This window comes from Sphingobium agri (assembly GCF_023051225.1).
Lineage (GTDB): Bacteria > Pseudomonadota > Alphaproteobacteria > Sphingomonadales > Sphingomonadaceae > Sphingobium > Sphingobium agri.
In genome coordinates this window covers 247762-263832 of sequence record NZ_JALKHS010000004.1, presented here as the reverse complement: position 1 = coordinate 263832, position 16071 = coordinate 247762, and the positions used below count along the sequence as shown (strand labels likewise).

Here is a 16071-nt window from a genome sequence, read left to right as displayed (position 1 = left end):
GCGTCAATGAGCGTGATGCCCCTCCGCCAGCGCTTCCAGCACATCATCCAGCCTCGCCGCATCACCCAAGGCGATCACGCGCCCGTCGCTTTCAGCCGTGATGGGGTCGCCCGCCCAATCGCACATGCGCCCGCCCGCGCCCTCCACGACAGGCACAAGCGCGGCGATGTCGTGCAGCTTCAACCCGGCCTCCACAACGATATCGACATGCCCCGACGCGATCAGGCCGTAATTATAACAGTCGCCGCCCCACACCGTATCGCGGCACTGCCCCGCCAGCCGCGAAAAATGCTCGCCGGTGCAGCCGGGGAAATATTGCGGGCCGGTGCTGGCAAGGATGGCCTCTTCCAATGAGCGGCAGCGGCGGGTGGTGACTGCCGCGCCGTTGAAGGTCGTCGGCTGGCCCATCATGCCTGCCCAACGTTCCTTCGCGATCGGCTGGTCGATGATGCCGATGGTTGGCCAGCCTGCCTGGGTCAGCGCGATCAGCGTGCCGAATATCGGCCGTCCCGCGATGAAGCTGCGCGTGCCGTCGATCGGGTCGAGGATCCAGACGCGCTCGGCATCTTCGCGGGTTGCGCCATATTCCTCGCCGATAATGCCATCCTGCGGGCGCTCCTTTTCCAATATGGCCCGGATCGCCGCTTCAGCCGCGCGGTCGGCTTCTGTCACCGGCGACTTGTCCGACTTGAACTCCGTGTCGTATCGCGCGCGGAAGAAAGGCCTGATCGCCGCTGCGGCAGCGTCGGCCAGGCGGTGGGCAAGGGTCAGGTCGTCGCGGGTCGTCATCGCTCCCGCCTAGCCGGAAAGCGCCCGTTGCGCTAGGCTTAGCCAGCCCGCTTGACGATCGATGAAGGAGGGAAATGATGCCCGGTTCCCCAGTGATCCCCGGCCTGCGCTATGCCGATGCCCCGGCGGCCATAAGCTTCCTGCAAGACGCCTTCGGCTTTGAACTGCACGCCTGTCATGAGGATGAGGCCGATCCGCACATCATCCATCATGCGCAGCTAGTCCTGGGCGATGGCATGGTGATGCTCGGCAGCGCACGCGATGGTGAGGCGGAGTCGCTCTACAGCTGGACCACGCCGCGCGATCTGGGCGGCGTCACGACCTGCATCTATGTCGTGGTCGCGGACGTCGACGCGCACTGTCTTCATGCCCGCAATCAGGGCGCGGTGGTGGTGAACGAGCCGCATGACAATCAGGGCTATCCCGGTCGCGGCTATGAAGCGCTCGATCCGGAAGGCAATCTGTGGAGCTTCGGCACCTATGATCCTTGGAGGTCCGCCGTTTAAGCTTCGGCAACCCGCGCCGTTTATGCGTTTGTATCGGAAGGGAATGGCTGTGGCGCTGATCGGCTGGATGTTGAGTTTCGCTGCCTTGCTGGGCGCGCTCGCCCTGCGGCAGGACGCGCCCATTGGGGGATCGGCCGCCCTGTCCAACATGCTCCTGCTGCTGGCGCTGCTCGCCTGCCCGATGCTTTGGCAGGGCGCACCACTGGGCATTTCCCGCGCGCAGAGGGTCGTCGGCGGCCTGATCCTGCTATTCTGCCTGCCCATATTGTTGCTGCCGGGCGCCTCATAAAAGTCGCGCGGCGCAACTTCGCCGGTCAGTCGAACAGGCTGGAAACAGAGCTTTCATCCGCGATCCGCTTGATCGCTTCGCCCAGCAGAGGCGCGATCGGCAGGTGGCGGATGCTCTTGGCATTGCACACGGCGTCCGTGCCCTGGATCGAATCGGTGATCACCAGCTCCTTGAGCTCGGAAGCCTCGACGCGGGCAACCGCGCCGCCCGACAGCACGCCATGGCTGACATAGGCAACCACATCTTCCGCGCCCGCAGCCTTCAGCGCGCCGGCTGCGTTGCACAGCGTCCCAGCCGAATCGACGATATCATCGATCAGAACGCAGAAACGGCCCTTCACGTCGCCGATGATGTTCATCACTTCCGATTCGCCCGCGCGCTCACGCCGCTTGTCGACGATGGCGAGCGGCGCGTTGTCCAGCCGCTTGGCGAGCGCACGGGCACGCACCACGCCGCCCACGTCCGGCGACACGACCATCAGGTTGCGGTCGCCAAAACGCGCCTGGATGTCAGCCGACATGACCGGCGCGCCGAACAGGTTGTCGGTCGGAATGTCGAAAAAGCCCTGGATCTGTCCCGCATGCAGATCGACCGAAAGCACGCGGTTCGCGCCAGCCGTGGTGATGAGGTTCGCCACCAGCTTGGCCGAGATCGGGGTACGCGGCCCGGGTTTCCGGTCCTGCCGGGCATAGCCGAAATAAGGGACGACCGCCGTGATTCGCTTGGCCGACGCGCGCTTCAGCGCATCGATCATGATCAGCAATTCCATCAGATTGTCGTTGGTCGGATAGGCCGTCGACTGAATGACGAACACATCCTCGCCCCGGACATTCTCGTGAATTTCCACGAAAACTTCCTCATCGGCGAAGCGGCGGACGCTCGCATCGGTCAGGGGGATCTCGATATAATCCGCAATGGCGGCCGCAAGCGGCTTGTTGGAATTGCCGGTCATGAGTTTCATGGCCAAACCCCTGTGACGATTGGATGACGATGCGCGAAACGCGGCCCCTTTAGCGGCGCTTGCCCTCAGTGGAAAGGCGCTTTTGCGCAGGCGGGCAAAATGGACTAGGGCGCGGCCATGACCGACAAACTCGTGATCGCCCTTGCCCAGATGACACAGAGCGTGGGCGACCTGAAGGCCAATGCGGACGCGATGCTCGAATGGCGGGCCCGCGCGACCGGCGCCGACCTCATCGTCTTTCCCGAGCTTCAGTTGATCGGTTACCCGCCCGAGGACCTGGTGCTGAAGCCTGCGCTGGTCGATCGCGCGAACCATGAGCTGGATCGCCTGGCGCAGGCGACGGCGGACGGCGGTCCGGCGATGCTGGTAGGAACCGTCGTTGCGTCGCAGGGCGTGTTGTTCAACGTCGTCGCCCTGCTGGAAGACGGCGCGGTCACCGCCATCCGGCAAAAGCGCGAGCTGCCCAATTATGGCACCTTCGATGAAAAGCGCCTCTTCGCGCCCGGCCCGCTGCCCGCACCCATCGATTTCCGGGGCGTGAAGATCGGCGTGCCGATCTGCGAGGATATCTGGTTTCCCTTCGTCACTGCCCATCTGCGGGCGGAAGGAGCGGAAATCCTCATCAGCCCCAATGGCAGCCCGTTCGAAGTCGACAAGGACGATCGCCGCATCAACGCCGTCGCTGGCACGCGGGTGCGCGAAACCGGTCTGCCGCTCGTCTATCTCAATCGCGTGGGCGGCCAGGACGAACTGGTGTTCGACGGTGCGTCCTTCGTCATGGGCGCCGACCGCAGCATCGCCCACCAACTGCCCGATTGGGAAGAAGCGCTCGTCCTCACCCATTGGGAAAAGTGGGAAGGCCAGTGGGTCTGCATCCCCGGCGATCGGCATGAACTCGATAGCCGCCCGGCCGACATCTATAATGCGATGGTGCTCGGCCTGCGCGACTATGTGAACCGCAACGGCTTTCCCGGCGTCGTCCTCGGCCTGTCAGGCGGCATCGATTCGGCGTTGTCGGCTGCCGTGGCGGTGGACGCCTTGGGACCCGATCGCGTCTGGAGCGTCATGCTGCCGTCGCGCTTCACCAGCCAGGACAGCCTGGACGATGCCGTCGAATGCGCCCGCCTGCTCGGCATCCGCTACGATACGATCCCGATCGAACCGGCCGTCGCAGCCTTCGACACGATGCTCGCCGATGCCTTCGCGGGGCGGCAGCGCGACCTGACGGAAGAAAATCTCCAGTCCCGCATCCGTGGCGTCACGCTCATGGGTCTGTCGAACAAGTTCGGCCACATGCTGCTCACCACAGGCAACAAGAGCGAGATGTCGGTCGGCTACGCCACCATCTATGGTGACATGGCAGGCGGCTATTCGGTGCTCAAGGACGCCTACAAGACCACCGTCTTCGACCTCAGCCGCTGGCGGAACGAGAATGTCTCCTCGCTCGGCCTCGGGCCGTCTGGTCCGGTCATGCCGGAGCGCGTGATCACCAAGCCGCCAAGCGCGGAACTGCGCGAGGACCAGAAGGATGAGGACAGCCTGCCTCCTTATGAGGTGCTGGACCCGATCCTCTATGGCCTGGTCGAGGAGGAACTGTCCGTCGAACAGCTTGTCGCGCGCGGCTTCGACAAGGATGTCGTCGCCCGCATCGAACGCCTCCTCTATGTCGCGGAATATAAGCGCCGCCAGTCGCCCCCGGGCGTAAAGCTCGGCATTCGCAATTTCGGGCGTGATCGCCGCTATCCGATCACCAACGCTTTTCGGACGCTTTAAGCTCATGACCGTCATCACCCGCTTCGCTCCCTCGCCGACCGGCAACCTCCATGTCGGCAATATCCGCGCCGCGCTGCACAACTGGCTTTGGGCGCGCAAAAGCGGCGGCAAGTTCCTTCTGCGCCTCGACGATACCGACCTTGAGCGGTCGCGCGCCGAATATGCCAACGCGATCAAGGCGGACCTGTCCTGGCTCGGCCTCCATTGGGACGCGGAAGAAAAGCAATCGGATCGCTTCGCCCTTTACGAAAGCCGCTTCGAGCAGTTGAAGGCGTCGGGCCATGTCTATCCGGCCTATGAAACGAGCCAGGAACTGGAACTGCGGCGCAAGGTGCTGCTCGGCCGCGGGCTTCCCCCGGTCTATGACCGCGCCGCCCTGTCGCTGACCAGCGATCAGATCGCCGCCCATGAAGCCGAAGGCCGCAAGCCCCATTGGCGCTTCAGGCTCGACCATAATCAGCCGATCCTCTGGACCGACCTCATCCGTGGCGAGCAGCGTTTCGACCCCAAGCTGCTGTCCGACCCGGTGATCCGCCGCGCCGATGGCAGCTGGCTCTACATGCTCCCGTCCGTGATCGACGATGTCGACATGGGCATAACCCATGTGCTGCGCGGTGAAGACCATGTGTCCAACACGGCGGCGCAAATCCAGATGTTCACCGCTCTGGGCGCGCAACTGCCATCCTTCGCGCATGAGGCTCTGCTGACCGGCAGCGAAGGCAAGCTTTCCAAGCGGCTGGGCTCACTCGGCGTTGCGCATTTCCGTGAAATCGGACTGGAACCAATGGCTGTCCTGTCCCTGCTCGCCCGCCTTGGCACTTCCATGCCGATCGAGCCCTTCGCCAAAGTCGATCCGTTGATCGAAAGCTTCGACTTCGCGCATTTCGGCCGCGCGCCCGCGCGTTTCGATGAAGCGGAACTGGCAACGCTCAACCAGAAGATTGTCCACCTTCTACCCTACGAAGCCGTGTCCGCCCGCCTGCCTGCCGGGATGGATGAAGCTGGATGGAACGCCATCCGGCCCAATCTGGAGAATATGTCGCAGGCTGCCGATTGGTGGCGTATCGTGACAGGCCCTGTCGAAGCGCCTGCGCCTGATGAGGATGATCGCGCCTTTCTCGCCACCGCGCGCGAAATCCTGCTGGGCCTGGACTTCGGACCTGACATCTGGCCCGCGCTCACTGGCGCGCTCAAGGAACGGACCGGGCGAAAGGGCAAGATGCTGTTCCTGCCGCTCCGCCGTGCGCTCACGGGCCTCGATCATGGTCCTGACATGGCGCAGCTCCTGCCGCTGATCGGCAAGGAGGAAGCGCTTCGGCGTTTAGGCTGACCTTGGGGTGTGCTTAGATCGGGCACCACCTCTCACACCGTTCGCCCTGATCCTGTCGAAGGGCTCTAATTTTCTCAAGGAGGAGAGGGCTTCGACAAGCTCAGTCCGAACGGATCAAGTGGTTCACATTGAACATGTTTCCAAAACACAGCTGGCCAGATCAGTTGCCCAACGCCTCCAGCGCCTTGCCCACGGCCAATATGCCTTCCGGCGCAACGGCAAAGCCCATATGGGTGCAGTCCACCTCGATGGCCCTGTCGCGCTCATGGGCACGGCCCTTTGCGCATTCCGGGAGGATGACGCCGTCCCGCCGCGACCATAGCGCGATGGTCGGAACCGGTGGCTTCACATCCCGGCTGCAGGCAAAGGGCGGGCGATCGACCGGGTGGCCTGCCACCATCTGATAGAGCCGCCATGCATGATTGGCGCGTGGATCGCCGGAAAAGGGCGAGCCGAGGGTAATTACCCCGGCAACCTTCTCCTGTGCACATTTCGCATATTCCCGCGCAAACAGGCCGCCGAGGCTCCAGCCCACCAAGGTTACGGGCGCGCCGCTCCGGCTGCGGATGGCGTCCACCCTCCGGCCGATCTGCTCCAGCGTGTCAGGGCGCGGGCCAAGATTGCGCCCCATGCCCCAGCCATGGGCATGGAATCCTGCCGCCTCCAATATGGTGCGCATCGGCTCCATCCTCTGTTCGGACGCGAGCAAGCCGGGAATCAGCAGGACATGCCGCCCGTCACCCTTTATCGCGCGTGACAAGGCGGCCCTTCGCGCCCGCGTGCGGGCGAGATCGACAGGCATGGATGCGTTGGCGATCAGATGCTGCCAGGACGGCCGACCAACCTGCCGCGCGGGCTGCGCCTCGCGCCCCTTCCACAAACCACTGATCGATCGAACATAAGGCGGCACGAGAAAATAGTCTCCATGGCCCGGTGGGCGAAAGATGACATTCTCATGACAAATGCCCAGCGCGTCCAATGGTTTCGTGAAGCCGGGGCAACGGCTCGCCGATTATTACAGTGGGTTCAGGGGGCGAGGGGAGAGGTTTGCGCGACTGGCCCGCCGTCGACGCCGCGCAACTGCCGGGGTTCCAGGATCGCTGCCGTCTCGATCAGGTCGAGCGCGCGCCGGGCCTCGATATAGCGGCGGGCGAACTGCATCCACCGGTCGGCGGCGGCTCTACCCGGCATGGCTTCGACTTCCGTCAGCGCCGCACCCACCCGCCCCGCGTCGATATAGCGCAGTGCACGCTCCATCGCGGCCTCGGGGCGGGGAGAGGGCGTGGATGACCGCCTGATGGTCAACAACGCGCGCGCTTCATGCTCGACCGAATCCCACCAGCTGCTCTGCGGCCCCGGGGTCGTCAGCTGATCCGACACGGTCGCAAGGCCGGCCCGCAGGTCGGCGAGCGTCACCGGCTCGCGCGCAGCATTGATGATGGTCGCCACCGCGCGGGGCTGGGCCTGGCCGAAGCGCAGCCTCAACTGCCCCTCGACATAGCCGAGCGGCGTCCCGCTATCGAGTGCGCGCCGCGCGGCAAAAGCGACCAGCAGCCCCTCGGCGCGGGCTGCGTTGCCTGAGGCTGCCTGAGCCTCGACCGTGATGCGGTTGAGCCGCTCTTCCAATTGTACGACCCGCCCGTCCAGCATTTGCCCGGCATCGGTCGACAGCGGGCGCAGCGCGACGCCGGATCTTGGATAAGGATCAGCGGCTACGGCAGGGCGGGAGGGCGATCCAGCCCAGCGCCCCTGGAAATAGAACATCGCCGCTATCGCAATCGCCACGCCGATCACGAAAGCGAGGATCACGGCAAGGAAAGTCGTCCAGGAACCCCGCGTGCGTGCAGGAACCGGCGGGATCGCTGTCGCGCTCGCTGCGCCGCCTTCTTCGCTCATCGAGGACCTCTCTTCCATCTTGGCGGGATCATTCGCACAATCGCGCCGCGAGGGCCAGCATCCTCTCATCATCGGGCAATTCAGGCGCCTGGCCGCTCGACCAGCCCAGCCCGCAAGCGGTAAGCGCCGCTGGACTGATGGCGATCACATGCAGGCTGCCGCGCCGCTCCGGCCCGATCAGTTCCGCGAGCCTACTCCCGGCGCGAGGCGAATGAACCAGCAGTATGGCGCCGGGCTCCAAATGGGGATCGATCTCTGCGTCCGGCCGCCCTCCGATCGTGTAAACCGCCACCCGATCGATCGCCAGCGGCCCGGAATCGATCCGGGCGAGGGTCGTTCCGCCAAGGTGCAGGACGTGGGCGTGCCCGTCAGCCGCGATGCGCGCGGCAATCGCGCTGCCATCCCGATGGCCTTCCGTAACATGCTCGAATCCCTGTTCTTCCATGGCGCGGGCCGTGGCGTGCCCGACCGCATAGGCGGGCAGCCGTCTGTATCGGGAAAGCAGCGGCCCGCCGAGCCGCGCTGCCTGTGCGCTGGTCATGAGCAGCGCATCAAACCGCTTGGCTGGCGGCGCGTCCCAGGTGATCGGCCGCGCTTCGAACAGGGGGCAAAGGCGGGGGATAAGGCCGAGCTTCATCGCCCGCGCAGCCGTCTCCCTCGCCCCCGGCTCCGGCCGCAGGATGATGACGGGCTTCACGCTTCGAACAGCGCGCGCAGTTCTGCGCTTGCTCGCTCCAGCAGCGATCGTCCCAGCGCTTCGGCGGCGGCGCTATCCCCTCGGCTGATGATCCTCACATCCTCGACCCGCTCGCGGCCATCCGGACTCAATATCTCCGCTGCAAGACGGATGCCGCCATCCTCCAAACGGCCCAGCGCTGCGATCGGCGAATGGCATGTGCCGCCAAGACCCTTGAGAACCGCGCGCTCCGCCGTCACGCAATCGAACGTATCGACGTCGTTGATCCCGGCGAGCAAGGCCCGCATCTCCGCATTGCCGCTCAGCGTCTCGATCCCCACCGCCCCCTGCGATGGCGCTGGCAACATGACGTCAAGCGGAATGCATGCTCCCACGTCCGGCTGCCCCAGACGGTCGAGCCCGGCCGCTGCAAGCAGGGTCGCGTGCACCTCTCCGGCAGCAAGCTTCGCCAGCCGCGTGGCGACATTGCCCCTGAACAGCACGACCCGCGCATCCGGGCGAAGCCGCTTCACCTGGGCCGCCCGCCGTGGCGAACTCGACCCCACTACCGGATTGTCCGGCAAGGCGTCGAAACTCTCCGCCCCGACCAGCCGATCCCGCACATCCGCCCGCGGCAGCATGGCCGCGATCGTGATTTCCGCAGGCCGTATAGTCTCCACATCCTTCATGGAATGAACGGCAAAATCGATTTGCCCTTCGATCAGCGCGCGGTCCAGTTCCTTGGTCCACAGCGCCTTTCCGCCGATTTCGGCTAGCGCTCTGTCCTGAATCCGGTCGCCGCTTGTCTGCACGACGACAGTCGCGATCGCGTCCGCATCCCACCCATGCCGCGCACACAGCGCCTCCGCCGTCATGCGCGCCTGCGCCAGCGCCAATGGCGAACCTCGCGTACCAAGGCGCAGCGGACGATCAGGCGTGTAGGATGGCGATGTCATATGCCGCTTGCTCTAATATCCGTGGGCATTAGATGGAAGCGGCAATGACGATCATCCTTGGCCTGGAATCAAGCTGCGACGAAACTGCGGCAGCGCTGGTGACGGCCGAGGGCAAAATCCTCGCGCACCGGCTGGCGACGCAGGAAGAGGCGCATCGCCCCTATGGCGGCGTGGTGCCGGAAATCGCCGCCCGCGCGCATGTCGAGGCGCTTGCTCCCTTGATCGAAGCCGCCCTCGCCGACGCCGGACTGACGCTGGAGCAGGTGGACGTGATCGCCGCCACGGCGGGACCGGGTTTGATCGGCGGCGTGATGGTCGGATTGGTGACGGGCAAGGCGCTGGCCCATGCCGTGAACAAGCCGCTGGTCGCCGTCAATCATCTGGAGGGCCACGCCCTGTCGCCCCGCCTCGCTGATCCGGCGCTGCAATTCCCATATCTGCTGCTGCTGGTATCTGGCGGGCATTGCCAACTGCTCCATGTTCGCGGGCCAGGAGATTATTCCAGGCTGGCGACGACGATCGACGACGCCAGCGGAGAGGCTTTCGACAAAACTGCGAAACTGCTTGGCCTCGGCTATCCGGGTGGACCGGCGGTCGAACGCGCCGCATCCAGCGGCAACCCGCAAGCCGTACCTCTTCCGCGCCCCCTGGTCGGAACGGCCGAGCCGCATTTCTCCTTCGCTGGCCTGAAGAGCGCCGTAATGCGCGCGGCTCAATCGGGCCAATATGCAACCGAGGATATCGCCGCGAGCTTTCAGCAGGCGGTAATAGATTGCCTAGTCGATCGGACGGAAAAGCAGCTCGCTACGCTTGAAGGGATAACCGCCCTCGTCGTCGCGGGAGGGGTCGCTGCCAACCAGTCGATCCGCGCAGCGCTCCAAGCGCTCGCCGCGCGGCATGATCTTCCCTTTGTCGCGCCGCCGCTCTGGCTTTGCACGGACAATGCGGCGATGATCGCCTGGGCGGGGGCGGAGCGCCATGCGGCCGGGCTGGTCGATGATCTTACCGTTCCAGCCCGGCCGCGCTGGCCGCTGGATCCGGATGCGGAGAAAGCGCGCGGGGCAGGAGTGAAGGCATGAAGGCGGGCGTTATCGGAGCGGGCGCTTGGGGCACGGCGCTGGCGCAGACCCTTGCTTCCCAGGGGGAGCATGTTCGCTTGTGGGCGCTTGAGCCGGACGTGGTCAGCGCGGTCAATGAAGACCATCTCAATCCGCTTTATCTGCCGAACATTCCTCTCAGCCCGACCGTGGACGCCACCGGTGATATGGCGGATATGGCGGATCGCGACCTGCTGCTCATCGTCTGCCCAGCTCAGCATCTGCGTACCATCGTAACCGGACTGCCTGCCGGTCTTCCGCTCGTCCTCTGCTCCAAAGGTATTGAAGCAGGCAGCGGCCTGCTGATGTCTGAAGTCGCCAGGCAGGCCCAGCCTCGCTCGCCGATCGGCGTCTTGTCCGGCCCGACCTTCGCGCATGAAGTCGCGCGGGGACTGCCTACCGCCATCACTCTTGCATGCGAAGACGCAGAACTGGCCGATCGCATAGCGGCGCGTGTCGCGCGCCCCGCCTTCCGCCCCTATGTGTCGGACGACGTCGTAGGCGCGGAAATCGGCGGAGCTGTGAAGAACGTGCTCGCCATCGCATGCGGCGTTGCAGAGGGCGCTGGCCTTGGGCTCAATGCCCGCGCTTCACTCATCAGCCGTGGGTTTGCCGAAATGACCCGCTTCGGGCTTGCTCGGGGGGCGCGGGTTGAAACTCTTTCGGGCTTGTCGGGCCTGGGCGACTTGGTCCTCACCTGCTCGTCGACCAATTCGCGCAATTTCTCCCTGGGGAAGGGACTGGGCGAAGGGAAGCCGGCAGGGGAGCTTCTTGCCAATCGCCGCACAGTCGCCGAAGGCGCTTTCACCGCGCCGGTGCTGCGCGAAGCGGCCCGTGCGGCATCCGTCGAAATGCCGGTGGTGGAAGCTGTCTGTGCCCTGCTCGAAGATGCGGCCCCCTTGGGCGCAGTCATCGACGCGCTCCTCGCCCGTCCGTTGCGGCCGGAATAAATCCGTCGCTCTCCGATCATTTATTGTTTACCATCCGGCACCAGAAAATATGACGCGACAGGGGGACTCTCTTTCTTTGCCGGCTGAGCAAAATCCCTCCGCGCAACAGGATGATATCGCGGCGCTTGCCAAAGGCGGCCGGACAAATGTGTTCGGCTTTCTCCTGCGGCTGGCTGCGCGCCTTCCCTTTCTGTTTATCGCAGGCCGCTGGTACGGTGCGGATGCGCTTGGCCGCTTCGCCTATGCCGTGCTGGTCGTCGAATTCGTCGCCCAGCTTGCAACGCTTGGGCTGAAGCGCGGCCTGGCTGGCGCATTGGCGCAGACCGAGCGCCCGCATAGCCATGTGGTGACGGACGCGATGCTCGTGACGCTGATCGCCGCCGCGATCGGCAGCGGCATATTGGTCGCATTCCCCCAAGCCATGTTCCCCAATAGCGGCATCAATGGCCTGGACCGTCTGCTGGCACTGATCGTCATCGCGGTCGCCGGATCGGATGTCGCGCTGGCCGCTTGTGCCTATCGGTTCGATATAGGGGCGACGGTTCGGGCCAGGTCCATCATAGAACCCTGGGCGATCAGCATCGGTGCCTTCGCTTTCGCCTTCTACTCAACGCGCGACGGCCTGATCCTGTCCTACGTCGTCTCCATGGTCGCCGCGCTGGTCGCGTCCATCATCCCCATGACCCGCCACTATGGAATTCCCTTCGGTTGGCGTCCGGACTTCGGCAGGCTGTGGAGGCTCGCGCGGCGCAACCTGCCGCTCGCTGCTGCCGATGGCGTGGAGTGGGGGTCGCGCCGCCTTGACCTCGCCATCCTGGGCCTGTTCGTCAGCCCAGCCATCGTCGGCGTCTATTATGTCGCGCAGCAGGTCGCATCCTTGCCGCAAAAGCTGAAGACCAGCTTCGATCCCATCCTGGGGCCCGTCATCACGCGCAATCTTGCCGAAGGCAATCTGACCGCCATTGCGCGGCAGGTCAGCCAGGTAGGCTTCTGGATCATTGCTGCGCAGGCGGGCATTGCCCTCGCGCTTGGTATTCCGGGCGAGGCCGTGATGGGCCTGGTCGGCCCGCATTTCGTCGGCGGCACCGGGGCGCTCGCCTTTCTCCTGCTCGCCGAAGTCGTTGCGGCGACCGCGGTGGTCAGCGAGTCCGCGCTCGTCTACATCGCTCGCCATCGCAATCTGATGATTTCGTTGGTCATGATCGGATTGCAGGCTGCGCTCAGTTTCGGCCTGATAGCCTTGGCGCGGCGCTTTGAACTCCCGGTCATGGCGATAGCAGCTGCACCCGCCTTGGCGCTGACCATCGCGCTCGGGGTGGGGGCCCTCGTAAAAGCGCGCTTGCTATCGCATCTTTTGAAGGCGCGGGTGAATGCATGGCGCTGGCCGCTGCTCAGCGCGTGCGGCGTCGCCTGCATCGTCGGCGCTGCTTTCGTCGCCCTGCCACCGGCGCTTGAATGGGTGGAGCTTGTCTTTGGCGTGGCGACGATTCTGGTCGTCTACAGCCTGGTCATATGGCGGTGGGGCTTCGGTCCCGACGACCGCGCCCTGTTCCGGCGGCAGAAAGCCGTTCAAGCCTAGCCAAGGCTGTGCCGTCAATGTCTCTGCAATCAGGAACGGCCGCATGCGCTCAGTGTCGGTCTGGCCTTCTTACCTTGCAAGTGCCGCCCGGATCAGTTTCAGGTCCTGCTCCGGCCGCGCGCCCCAATGCGAAATGACCTCGGCCGCGGCAGCAGCGCCCAATTCCAGGCAATGATGCACGTCCAACCCCTCGACATGCCCGGCCAGGAAGCCCGCAGCGAACAGGTCGCCCGCGCCCGTCGTATCGATGATCTGTGCAACGGGCGCTGCCGGAACTTCATAACGGACACCGTCCACGACAGCGACTGCGCCATTTTCGCTCCGTGTTGAAACCAGCACTGGAACCCGGCCAGAAAAAGCGGCGACCGCCTTGTCGAAATCGTCAATCTGCGCCAGCGACTGGATTTCGCTTTCGTTGGAAAACAGGATGTCGACCAAGGCCTGATCGATAAGCTGCACGAAATCATCCCGATGCCGTTCGATGACGAAGCCGTCCGACAGCGTGAAGGCGACTTTGCGTCCGGCGCCCTTGGCGGCATCGATGGCGGCACGCATCGCAGCCCGCGGCTGCTCGGGGTCCCACAGATAGCCTTCCAGATAGAGGATCGATGCGGATCGGATCAGATCAAGGTCAAGGGCGGATTCCGGCAGGAACTGTGACGCGCCGAGGAAAGTGTTCATCGTCCGCTGCGCGTCCGGCGTGACCAGGATCAGGCAGCGAGCGGTGGGCACGTCACCCTTCACCGCTGGCGTATCGTAGCGAATGCCGAGCGCTCGCACATCATGGGTGAAAACCGCGCCCAGCTGGTCGTCGCAGACCTGCCCGATAAAGGCGCAGCGCTTGCCAAGGGCTGCAAGCCCGGCAAGCGTGTTCGCGGCCGATCCCCCGCTGATTTCCTTAGCCGCCCCCATGTTGGCGTAAAGCGTTTCGGCAGTCGCCGCATCGATCAACTGCATGCCGCCCTTCGCCAGCGCATGTTCGGCCAGGAATGCGTCGTCGCTAGGAGCAAGCACGTCGACGATGGCATTGCCGATCGCGACAACATCTAGCGAGGGAGCAGCAGCATCGGTCACGCGAAATCCTTATCAGAAGGCTGTGAAGTCGCGCCGTGTCTATCCGGCCCGGCTGCCGCGCGCAATGTTGCAGATTGACCGGACAGGCGCGGCGGGGAATAGCGTCGTCATGGTGATCGCCGCTGCCTTTCGCGCCTTCCCCGCGATCTTTCATCCAGCGGCCTTGCGCCTCCTTGCAAAGACGCTGGCCTTGACGCTGATCATTTTCGCCGTGGCCGCTGTGGCGCTCTGGGCGCTGATACATGCCGCGCGGCAACATCTCGGATGGGGCGGGGGCGGCTTTGCCGAAGCTGCGGCAACCGCATTGGTCGTCTTTGCCCTTGCCTGGTTGCTCTTCCGGACGATCGCCATGGCGATCATGAACCTGTTCGCCGATGATATCGTCATTGCGGTGGAGCAGGACAGCTATCCCGCCGCCGCAGCTTCGGCTCGTCCCTTGGGCTTTGCGCGCAGCGTCCGGTTGGCTCTTCGCTCGGCCGGGCGGTCGGCGGGCTGGAACCTGCTCGCGCTCCCTCTTTATCTGGTCCTTCTGATAACCGGTATCGGGACGATCCTGCTTTTCGTCATACTCAATGCCTATCTCCTCGGCCGCGACCTCAGCGAGATGGTGGAGCAGCGGCATGCCGGGCTTGTCACCATGTCTGGCGGCAGCCGATGGCTTCTAGGCCTCGTTTCGGCGCTTCTGTTCCTCATCCCCTTTATCAACCTGCTTGCACCGGTTTGGAGCGCGGCTATGGCGGTACACATGCTGCACGCTGCCCGGAACAAGCCTTTATGAGAACCGCTCGGTTTATCTTCGGCACCTTGCTGGCCCTGTCTCTGTCGGCCTGTGGTGGCTCGATCGTGCCGCCTTCACCAGCTGGACGGTCGCCTTCGGGTCCGCCCGCCAGCGCCTTCATGAAATCAGGTCCGCTCATGGGCATGGACGCGCGACACCTCCTCCAGCAATTCGGCACGCCCCGTCTGGACATCAGGGAAAGCAGCATGCGCAAGCTTCAGTTCGCGAATGGCCGCTGCGTGCTTGACGCCTATCTCTACACCCCTGCTCGCGGCAAGGAGCCGGTCGTCACCCATGTCGATGCACGGACGCCCGCTGGCGCCGATATGGATGCTGGCGCCTGTGCTTCAGCGCTCCACCGTTAGATCACAGCGCGATAACCGCTCCACGGCCCAGGCGGCCGCTTCCGCCACGACGGGATCGTCGTCGGTCAGCAAAGGACGCAGAGGTGTCAGCAGCTTCGGATCGCGGCTGTTGCCTGCCGCTATCGCAGCGTTGCGCACCATCCGGTTGCGTCCGATCCTCTTGATGGGTGATCCGGAAAACACTTCCCGAAATCCCGCATCGTCCAGAGCCAGCAAATCGCCAAGTTCAGGCGCTGCCAATTCGGCCCGGCCGATGAATGCCCGGTTGGCAGCGGCCGAATCGGCGAACTTGTTCCACGGGCATACTGCCAGGCAATCGTCGCAGCCATAGATGCGATTGCCGATCTTGTCGCGAAACTCCCGTGGGATTGGCCCTTTATGCTCGATGGTGAGGTAAGAGATGCAGCGTCGCGCGTCGACGACATAGGGCGCAGGAAACGCATCGGTAGGGCAGGCCGACTGGCATGCGGTGCAACTGCCGCAATGGTCCGTTTCCGGCAGGTCGGGCTCCAAGGCAATCTCGCTGTAGATCGCGCCCAGGAACAGCCAGCTGCCATGGTCGCGGCTGACAAGATTGCTGTGCTTCCCTTGCCAACCCAGCCCCGCCGCCGCCGCGAGCGGCTTTTCCATTACAGGCGCGGTATCGACGAAGACCTTGAGCGCGCTTGCCTGCTCTTCGACCAGCCAGCGGGCAAGGCTCTTCAGACCCTTCTTCACCACATCATGATAGTCGCGCCCCTGCGCATAGACCGAAATCCGTCCGCGGTCGCCCTCATCAGCCAGCGCCAGCGGATCGCGCGCGGGGGCATAGCTCATCCCCAGCATGATGACGCTGCGCACGTCGGGCCATAGCGCTTGCGGCGAGCCTCGCTGCTCGGCGCGCTCCTCCATCCACAGCATCTCGCCATGGCACCCATCGTCCAGCCATTGCCGCAGCCGCCGTCCCGCCTCGGGTGCAGCGTCCGCGCGCGCGATGGCGCATGCGGCAAAGCCCAGCCGCCGCGCCTGCGCCTTCAGGCGCTGTTCCAAGGATTCGGTTTGCGTTGGCATGC

Annotated in this window: 17 protein-coding genes; 9 read left to right on the top strand and 8 right to left on the bottom strand. The window is 64.6% G+C overall.

Annotated features, from left to right (window positions below; genetic code table 11):
* Window positions 1-3: 3 nt before the first annotated feature.
* Complete coding sequence (gene hisN, locus MU848_RS02485; RefSeq protein ID WP_247230016.1) at window positions 4-789, bottom strand: histidinol-phosphatase; 786 nt, start codon at window positions 787-789, stop codon at window positions 4-6.
* A gap of 77 nt (window positions 790-866) precedes the next feature.
* Between hisN and MU848_RS02480 the strand changes: the two genes are divergently transcribed.
* Window positions 867-1295, top strand: coding sequence for a VOC family protein (locus MU848_RS02480; RefSeq protein WP_247230013.1), 429 nt, complete (start codon window positions 867-869; stop codon window positions 1293-1295).
* A 22-nt stretch (window positions 1296-1317) separates the two neighbouring features.
* Window positions 1318-1584 (top strand): hypothetical protein, encoded by a 267-nt coding sequence (locus tag MU848_RS02475; RefSeq protein WP_281494270.1) that lies wholly within the window; start codon window positions 1318-1320, stop codon window positions 1582-1584.
* Window positions 1585-1609: 25 nt separating this feature from the next.
* Here the strand turns inward: MU848_RS02475 and MU848_RS02470 are convergent, their stop codons facing one another.
* Window positions 1610-2545, bottom strand: a complete 936-nt coding sequence (locus MU848_RS02470) for a ribose-phosphate pyrophosphokinase (RefSeq protein WP_066525693.1) — start codon at window positions 2543-2545, stop codon at window positions 1610-1612.
* A gap of 117 nt (window positions 2546-2662) precedes the next feature.
* Between MU848_RS02470 and MU848_RS02465 the strand changes: the two genes are divergently transcribed.
* Together MU848_RS02465 and gltX are read left to right on the top strand one after the other, a co-directional pair.
* The gene (locus MU848_RS02465; RefSeq protein WP_247230011.1) at window positions 2663-4318 is read left to right on the top strand and encodes an NAD+ synthase; all 1656 of its coding nucleotides are present in this window, start codon (window positions 2663-2665) and stop codon (window positions 4316-4318) included.
* Between the two features lie 4 nt (window positions 4319-4322).
* The gene (gene gltX / locus MU848_RS02460; protein WP_247230009.1) at window positions 4323-5648 is read left to right on the top strand and encodes a glutamate--tRNA ligase; all 1326 of its coding nucleotides are present in this window, start codon (window positions 4323-4325) and stop codon (window positions 5646-5648) included.
* A gap of 160 nt (window positions 5649-5808) precedes the next feature.
* On the opposite strand, the gene MU848_RS02455 is transcribed toward gltX, so the two are convergent.
* The 4 genes from MU848_RS02455 to hemC all read right to left on the bottom strand — a co-directional run bounded on the left by MU848_RS02455 (window position 5809) and on the right by hemC (window position 9176).
* Window positions 5809-6558 carry an esterase/lipase family protein gene (locus MU848_RS02455; RefSeq protein WP_315862405.1) on the bottom strand — a complete coding sequence of 250 codons (750 nt, stop codon included), beginning with the start codon at window positions 6556-6558 and terminating at the stop codon, window positions 5809-5811.
* Between the two features lie 116 nt (window positions 6559-6674).
* Window positions 6675-7544: a hypothetical protein gene (locus tag MU848_RS02450; protein ID WP_380800062.1), complete on the bottom strand. Its 870-nt coding sequence runs from the start codon at window positions 7542-7544 to the stop codon at window positions 6675-6677.
* A gap of 28 nt (window positions 7545-7572) precedes the next feature.
* A complete protein-coding gene (locus tag MU848_RS02445) occupies window positions 7573-8241 on the bottom strand; it encodes a uroporphyrinogen-III synthase (protein WP_247230003.1) in 669 nt (222 codons plus the stop codon).
* Window positions 8238-9176, bottom strand: coding sequence for a hydroxymethylbilane synthase (hemC, locus tag MU848_RS02440; RefSeq protein WP_247230000.1), 939 nt, complete (start codon window positions 9174-9176; stop codon window positions 8238-8240). The genes MU848_RS02445 and hemC overlap by 4 nt, the downstream gene beginning before the upstream one ends.
* Before the next feature lie 44 nt (window positions 9177-9220).
* Between hemC and tsaD the strand changes: the two genes are divergently transcribed.
* From tsaD to MU848_RS02425, 3 genes are read left to right on the top strand one after another with little or no spacing between them, the layout of a single operon-like run.
* Window positions 9221-10255 (top strand): tRNA (adenosine(37)-N6)-threonylcarbamoyltransferase complex transferase subunit TsaD, encoded by a 1035-nt coding sequence (gene tsaD / locus MU848_RS02435; RefSeq protein WP_247229998.1) that lies wholly within the window; start codon window positions 9221-9223, stop codon window positions 10253-10255.
* Entirely contained in the window at window positions 10252-11223 is a 972-nt protein-coding gene (locus tag MU848_RS02430) for an NAD(P)H-dependent glycerol-3-phosphate dehydrogenase (RefSeq protein ID WP_247229996.1), read from the top strand. The genes tsaD and MU848_RS02430 overlap by 4 nt, the downstream gene beginning before the upstream one ends.
* Window positions 11224-11272: 49 nt before the next feature.
* Window positions 11273-12802 carry a lipopolysaccharide biosynthesis protein gene (locus MU848_RS02425; RefSeq protein ID WP_097092566.1) on the top strand — a complete coding sequence of 510 codons (1530 nt, stop codon included), beginning with the start codon at window positions 11273-11275 and terminating at the stop codon, window positions 12800-12802.
* 69 nt (window positions 12803-12871) lie between these two features.
* Here MU848_RS02425 and MU848_RS02420 read toward each other — a convergent pair whose 3' ends face one another.
* Window positions 12872-13876: an adenosine kinase gene (locus MU848_RS02420; protein ID WP_247229994.1), complete on the bottom strand. Its 1005-nt coding sequence runs from the start codon at window positions 13874-13876 to the stop codon at window positions 12872-12874.
* A 109-nt stretch (window positions 13877-13985) separates the two neighbouring features.
* On the opposite strand from MU848_RS02420, the gene MU848_RS02415 reads away from it, so the two are divergent.
* Both MU848_RS02415 and MU848_RS02410 read left to right on the top strand, forming a co-directional pair.
* Entirely contained in the window at window positions 13986-14654 is a 669-nt protein-coding gene (locus tag MU848_RS02415) for an EI24 domain-containing protein (RefSeq protein WP_247230096.1), read from the top strand.
* Window positions 14651-15019, top strand: a complete 369-nt coding sequence (locus MU848_RS02410; protein ID WP_247229992.1) for a hypothetical protein — start codon at window positions 14651-14653, stop codon at window positions 15017-15019. The genes MU848_RS02415 and MU848_RS02410 overlap by 4 nt, the downstream gene beginning before the upstream one ends.
* Here the strand turns inward: MU848_RS02410 and queG are convergent.
* A complete protein-coding gene (queG, locus tag MU848_RS02405; RefSeq protein ID WP_247229989.1) occupies window positions 15002-16069 on the bottom strand; it encodes a tRNA epoxyqueuosine(34) reductase QueG in 1068 nt (355 codons plus the stop codon). The two genes, MU848_RS02410 and queG, sit on opposite strands and share 18 nt — an antisense overlap.
* Between the last annotated feature and the right edge of the window lie 2 nt (window positions 16070-16071).

Coding starts and splice junctions, on each gene's coding strand:
- hisN (WP_247230016.1), bottom strand. CDS start 789: ATGACGACCCGCGACGACCTGACCCTTGCCCACCGCCTGGCCGACGCT.
- MU848_RS02480 (WP_247230013.1), top strand. CDS start 867: ATGCCCGGTTCCCCAGTGATCCCCGGCCTGCGCTATGCCGATGCCCCG.
- MU848_RS02475 (WP_281494270.1), top strand. CDS start 1,318: ATGCGTTTGTATCGGAAGGGAATGGCTGTGGCGCTGATCGGCTGGATG.
- MU848_RS02470 (WP_066525693.1), bottom strand. CDS start 2,545: ATGAAACTCATGACCGGCAATTCCAACAAGCCGCTTGCGGCCGCCATT.
- MU848_RS02465 (WP_247230011.1), top strand. CDS start 2,663: ATGACCGACAAACTCGTGATCGCCCTTGCCCAGATGACACAGAGCGTG.
- gltX (WP_247230009.1), top strand. CDS start 4,323: ATGACCGTCATCACCCGCTTCGCTCCCTCGCCGACCGGCAACCTCCAT.
- MU848_RS02450 (WP_380800062.1), bottom strand. CDS start 7,544: ATGAGCGAAGAAGGCGGCGCAGCGAGCGCGACAGCGATCCCGCCGGTT.
- hemC (WP_247230000.1), bottom strand. CDS start 9,176: ATGACATCGCCATCCTACACGCCTGATCGTCCGCTGCGCCTTGGTACG.
- tsaD (WP_247229998.1), top strand. CDS start 9,221: ATGACGATCATCCTTGGCCTGGAATCAAGCTGCGACGAAACTGCGGCA.
- MU848_RS02430 (WP_247229996.1), top strand. CDS start 10,252: ATGAAGGCGGGCGTTATCGGAGCGGGCGCTTGGGGCACGGCGCTGGCG.
- MU848_RS02425 (WP_097092566.1), top strand. CDS start 11,273: ATGACGCGACAGGGGGACTCTCTTTCTTTGCCGGCTGAGCAAAATCCC.
- MU848_RS02415 (WP_247230096.1), top strand. CDS start 13,986: ATGGTGATCGCCGCTGCCTTTCGCGCCTTCCCCGCGATCTTTCATCCA.
- MU848_RS02410 (WP_247229992.1), top strand. CDS start 14,651: ATGAGAACCGCTCGGTTTATCTTCGGCACCTTGCTGGCCCTGTCTCTG.
- queG (WP_247229989.1), bottom strand. CDS start 16,069: ATGCCAACGCAAACCGAATCCTTGGAACAGCGCCTGAAGGCGCAGGCG.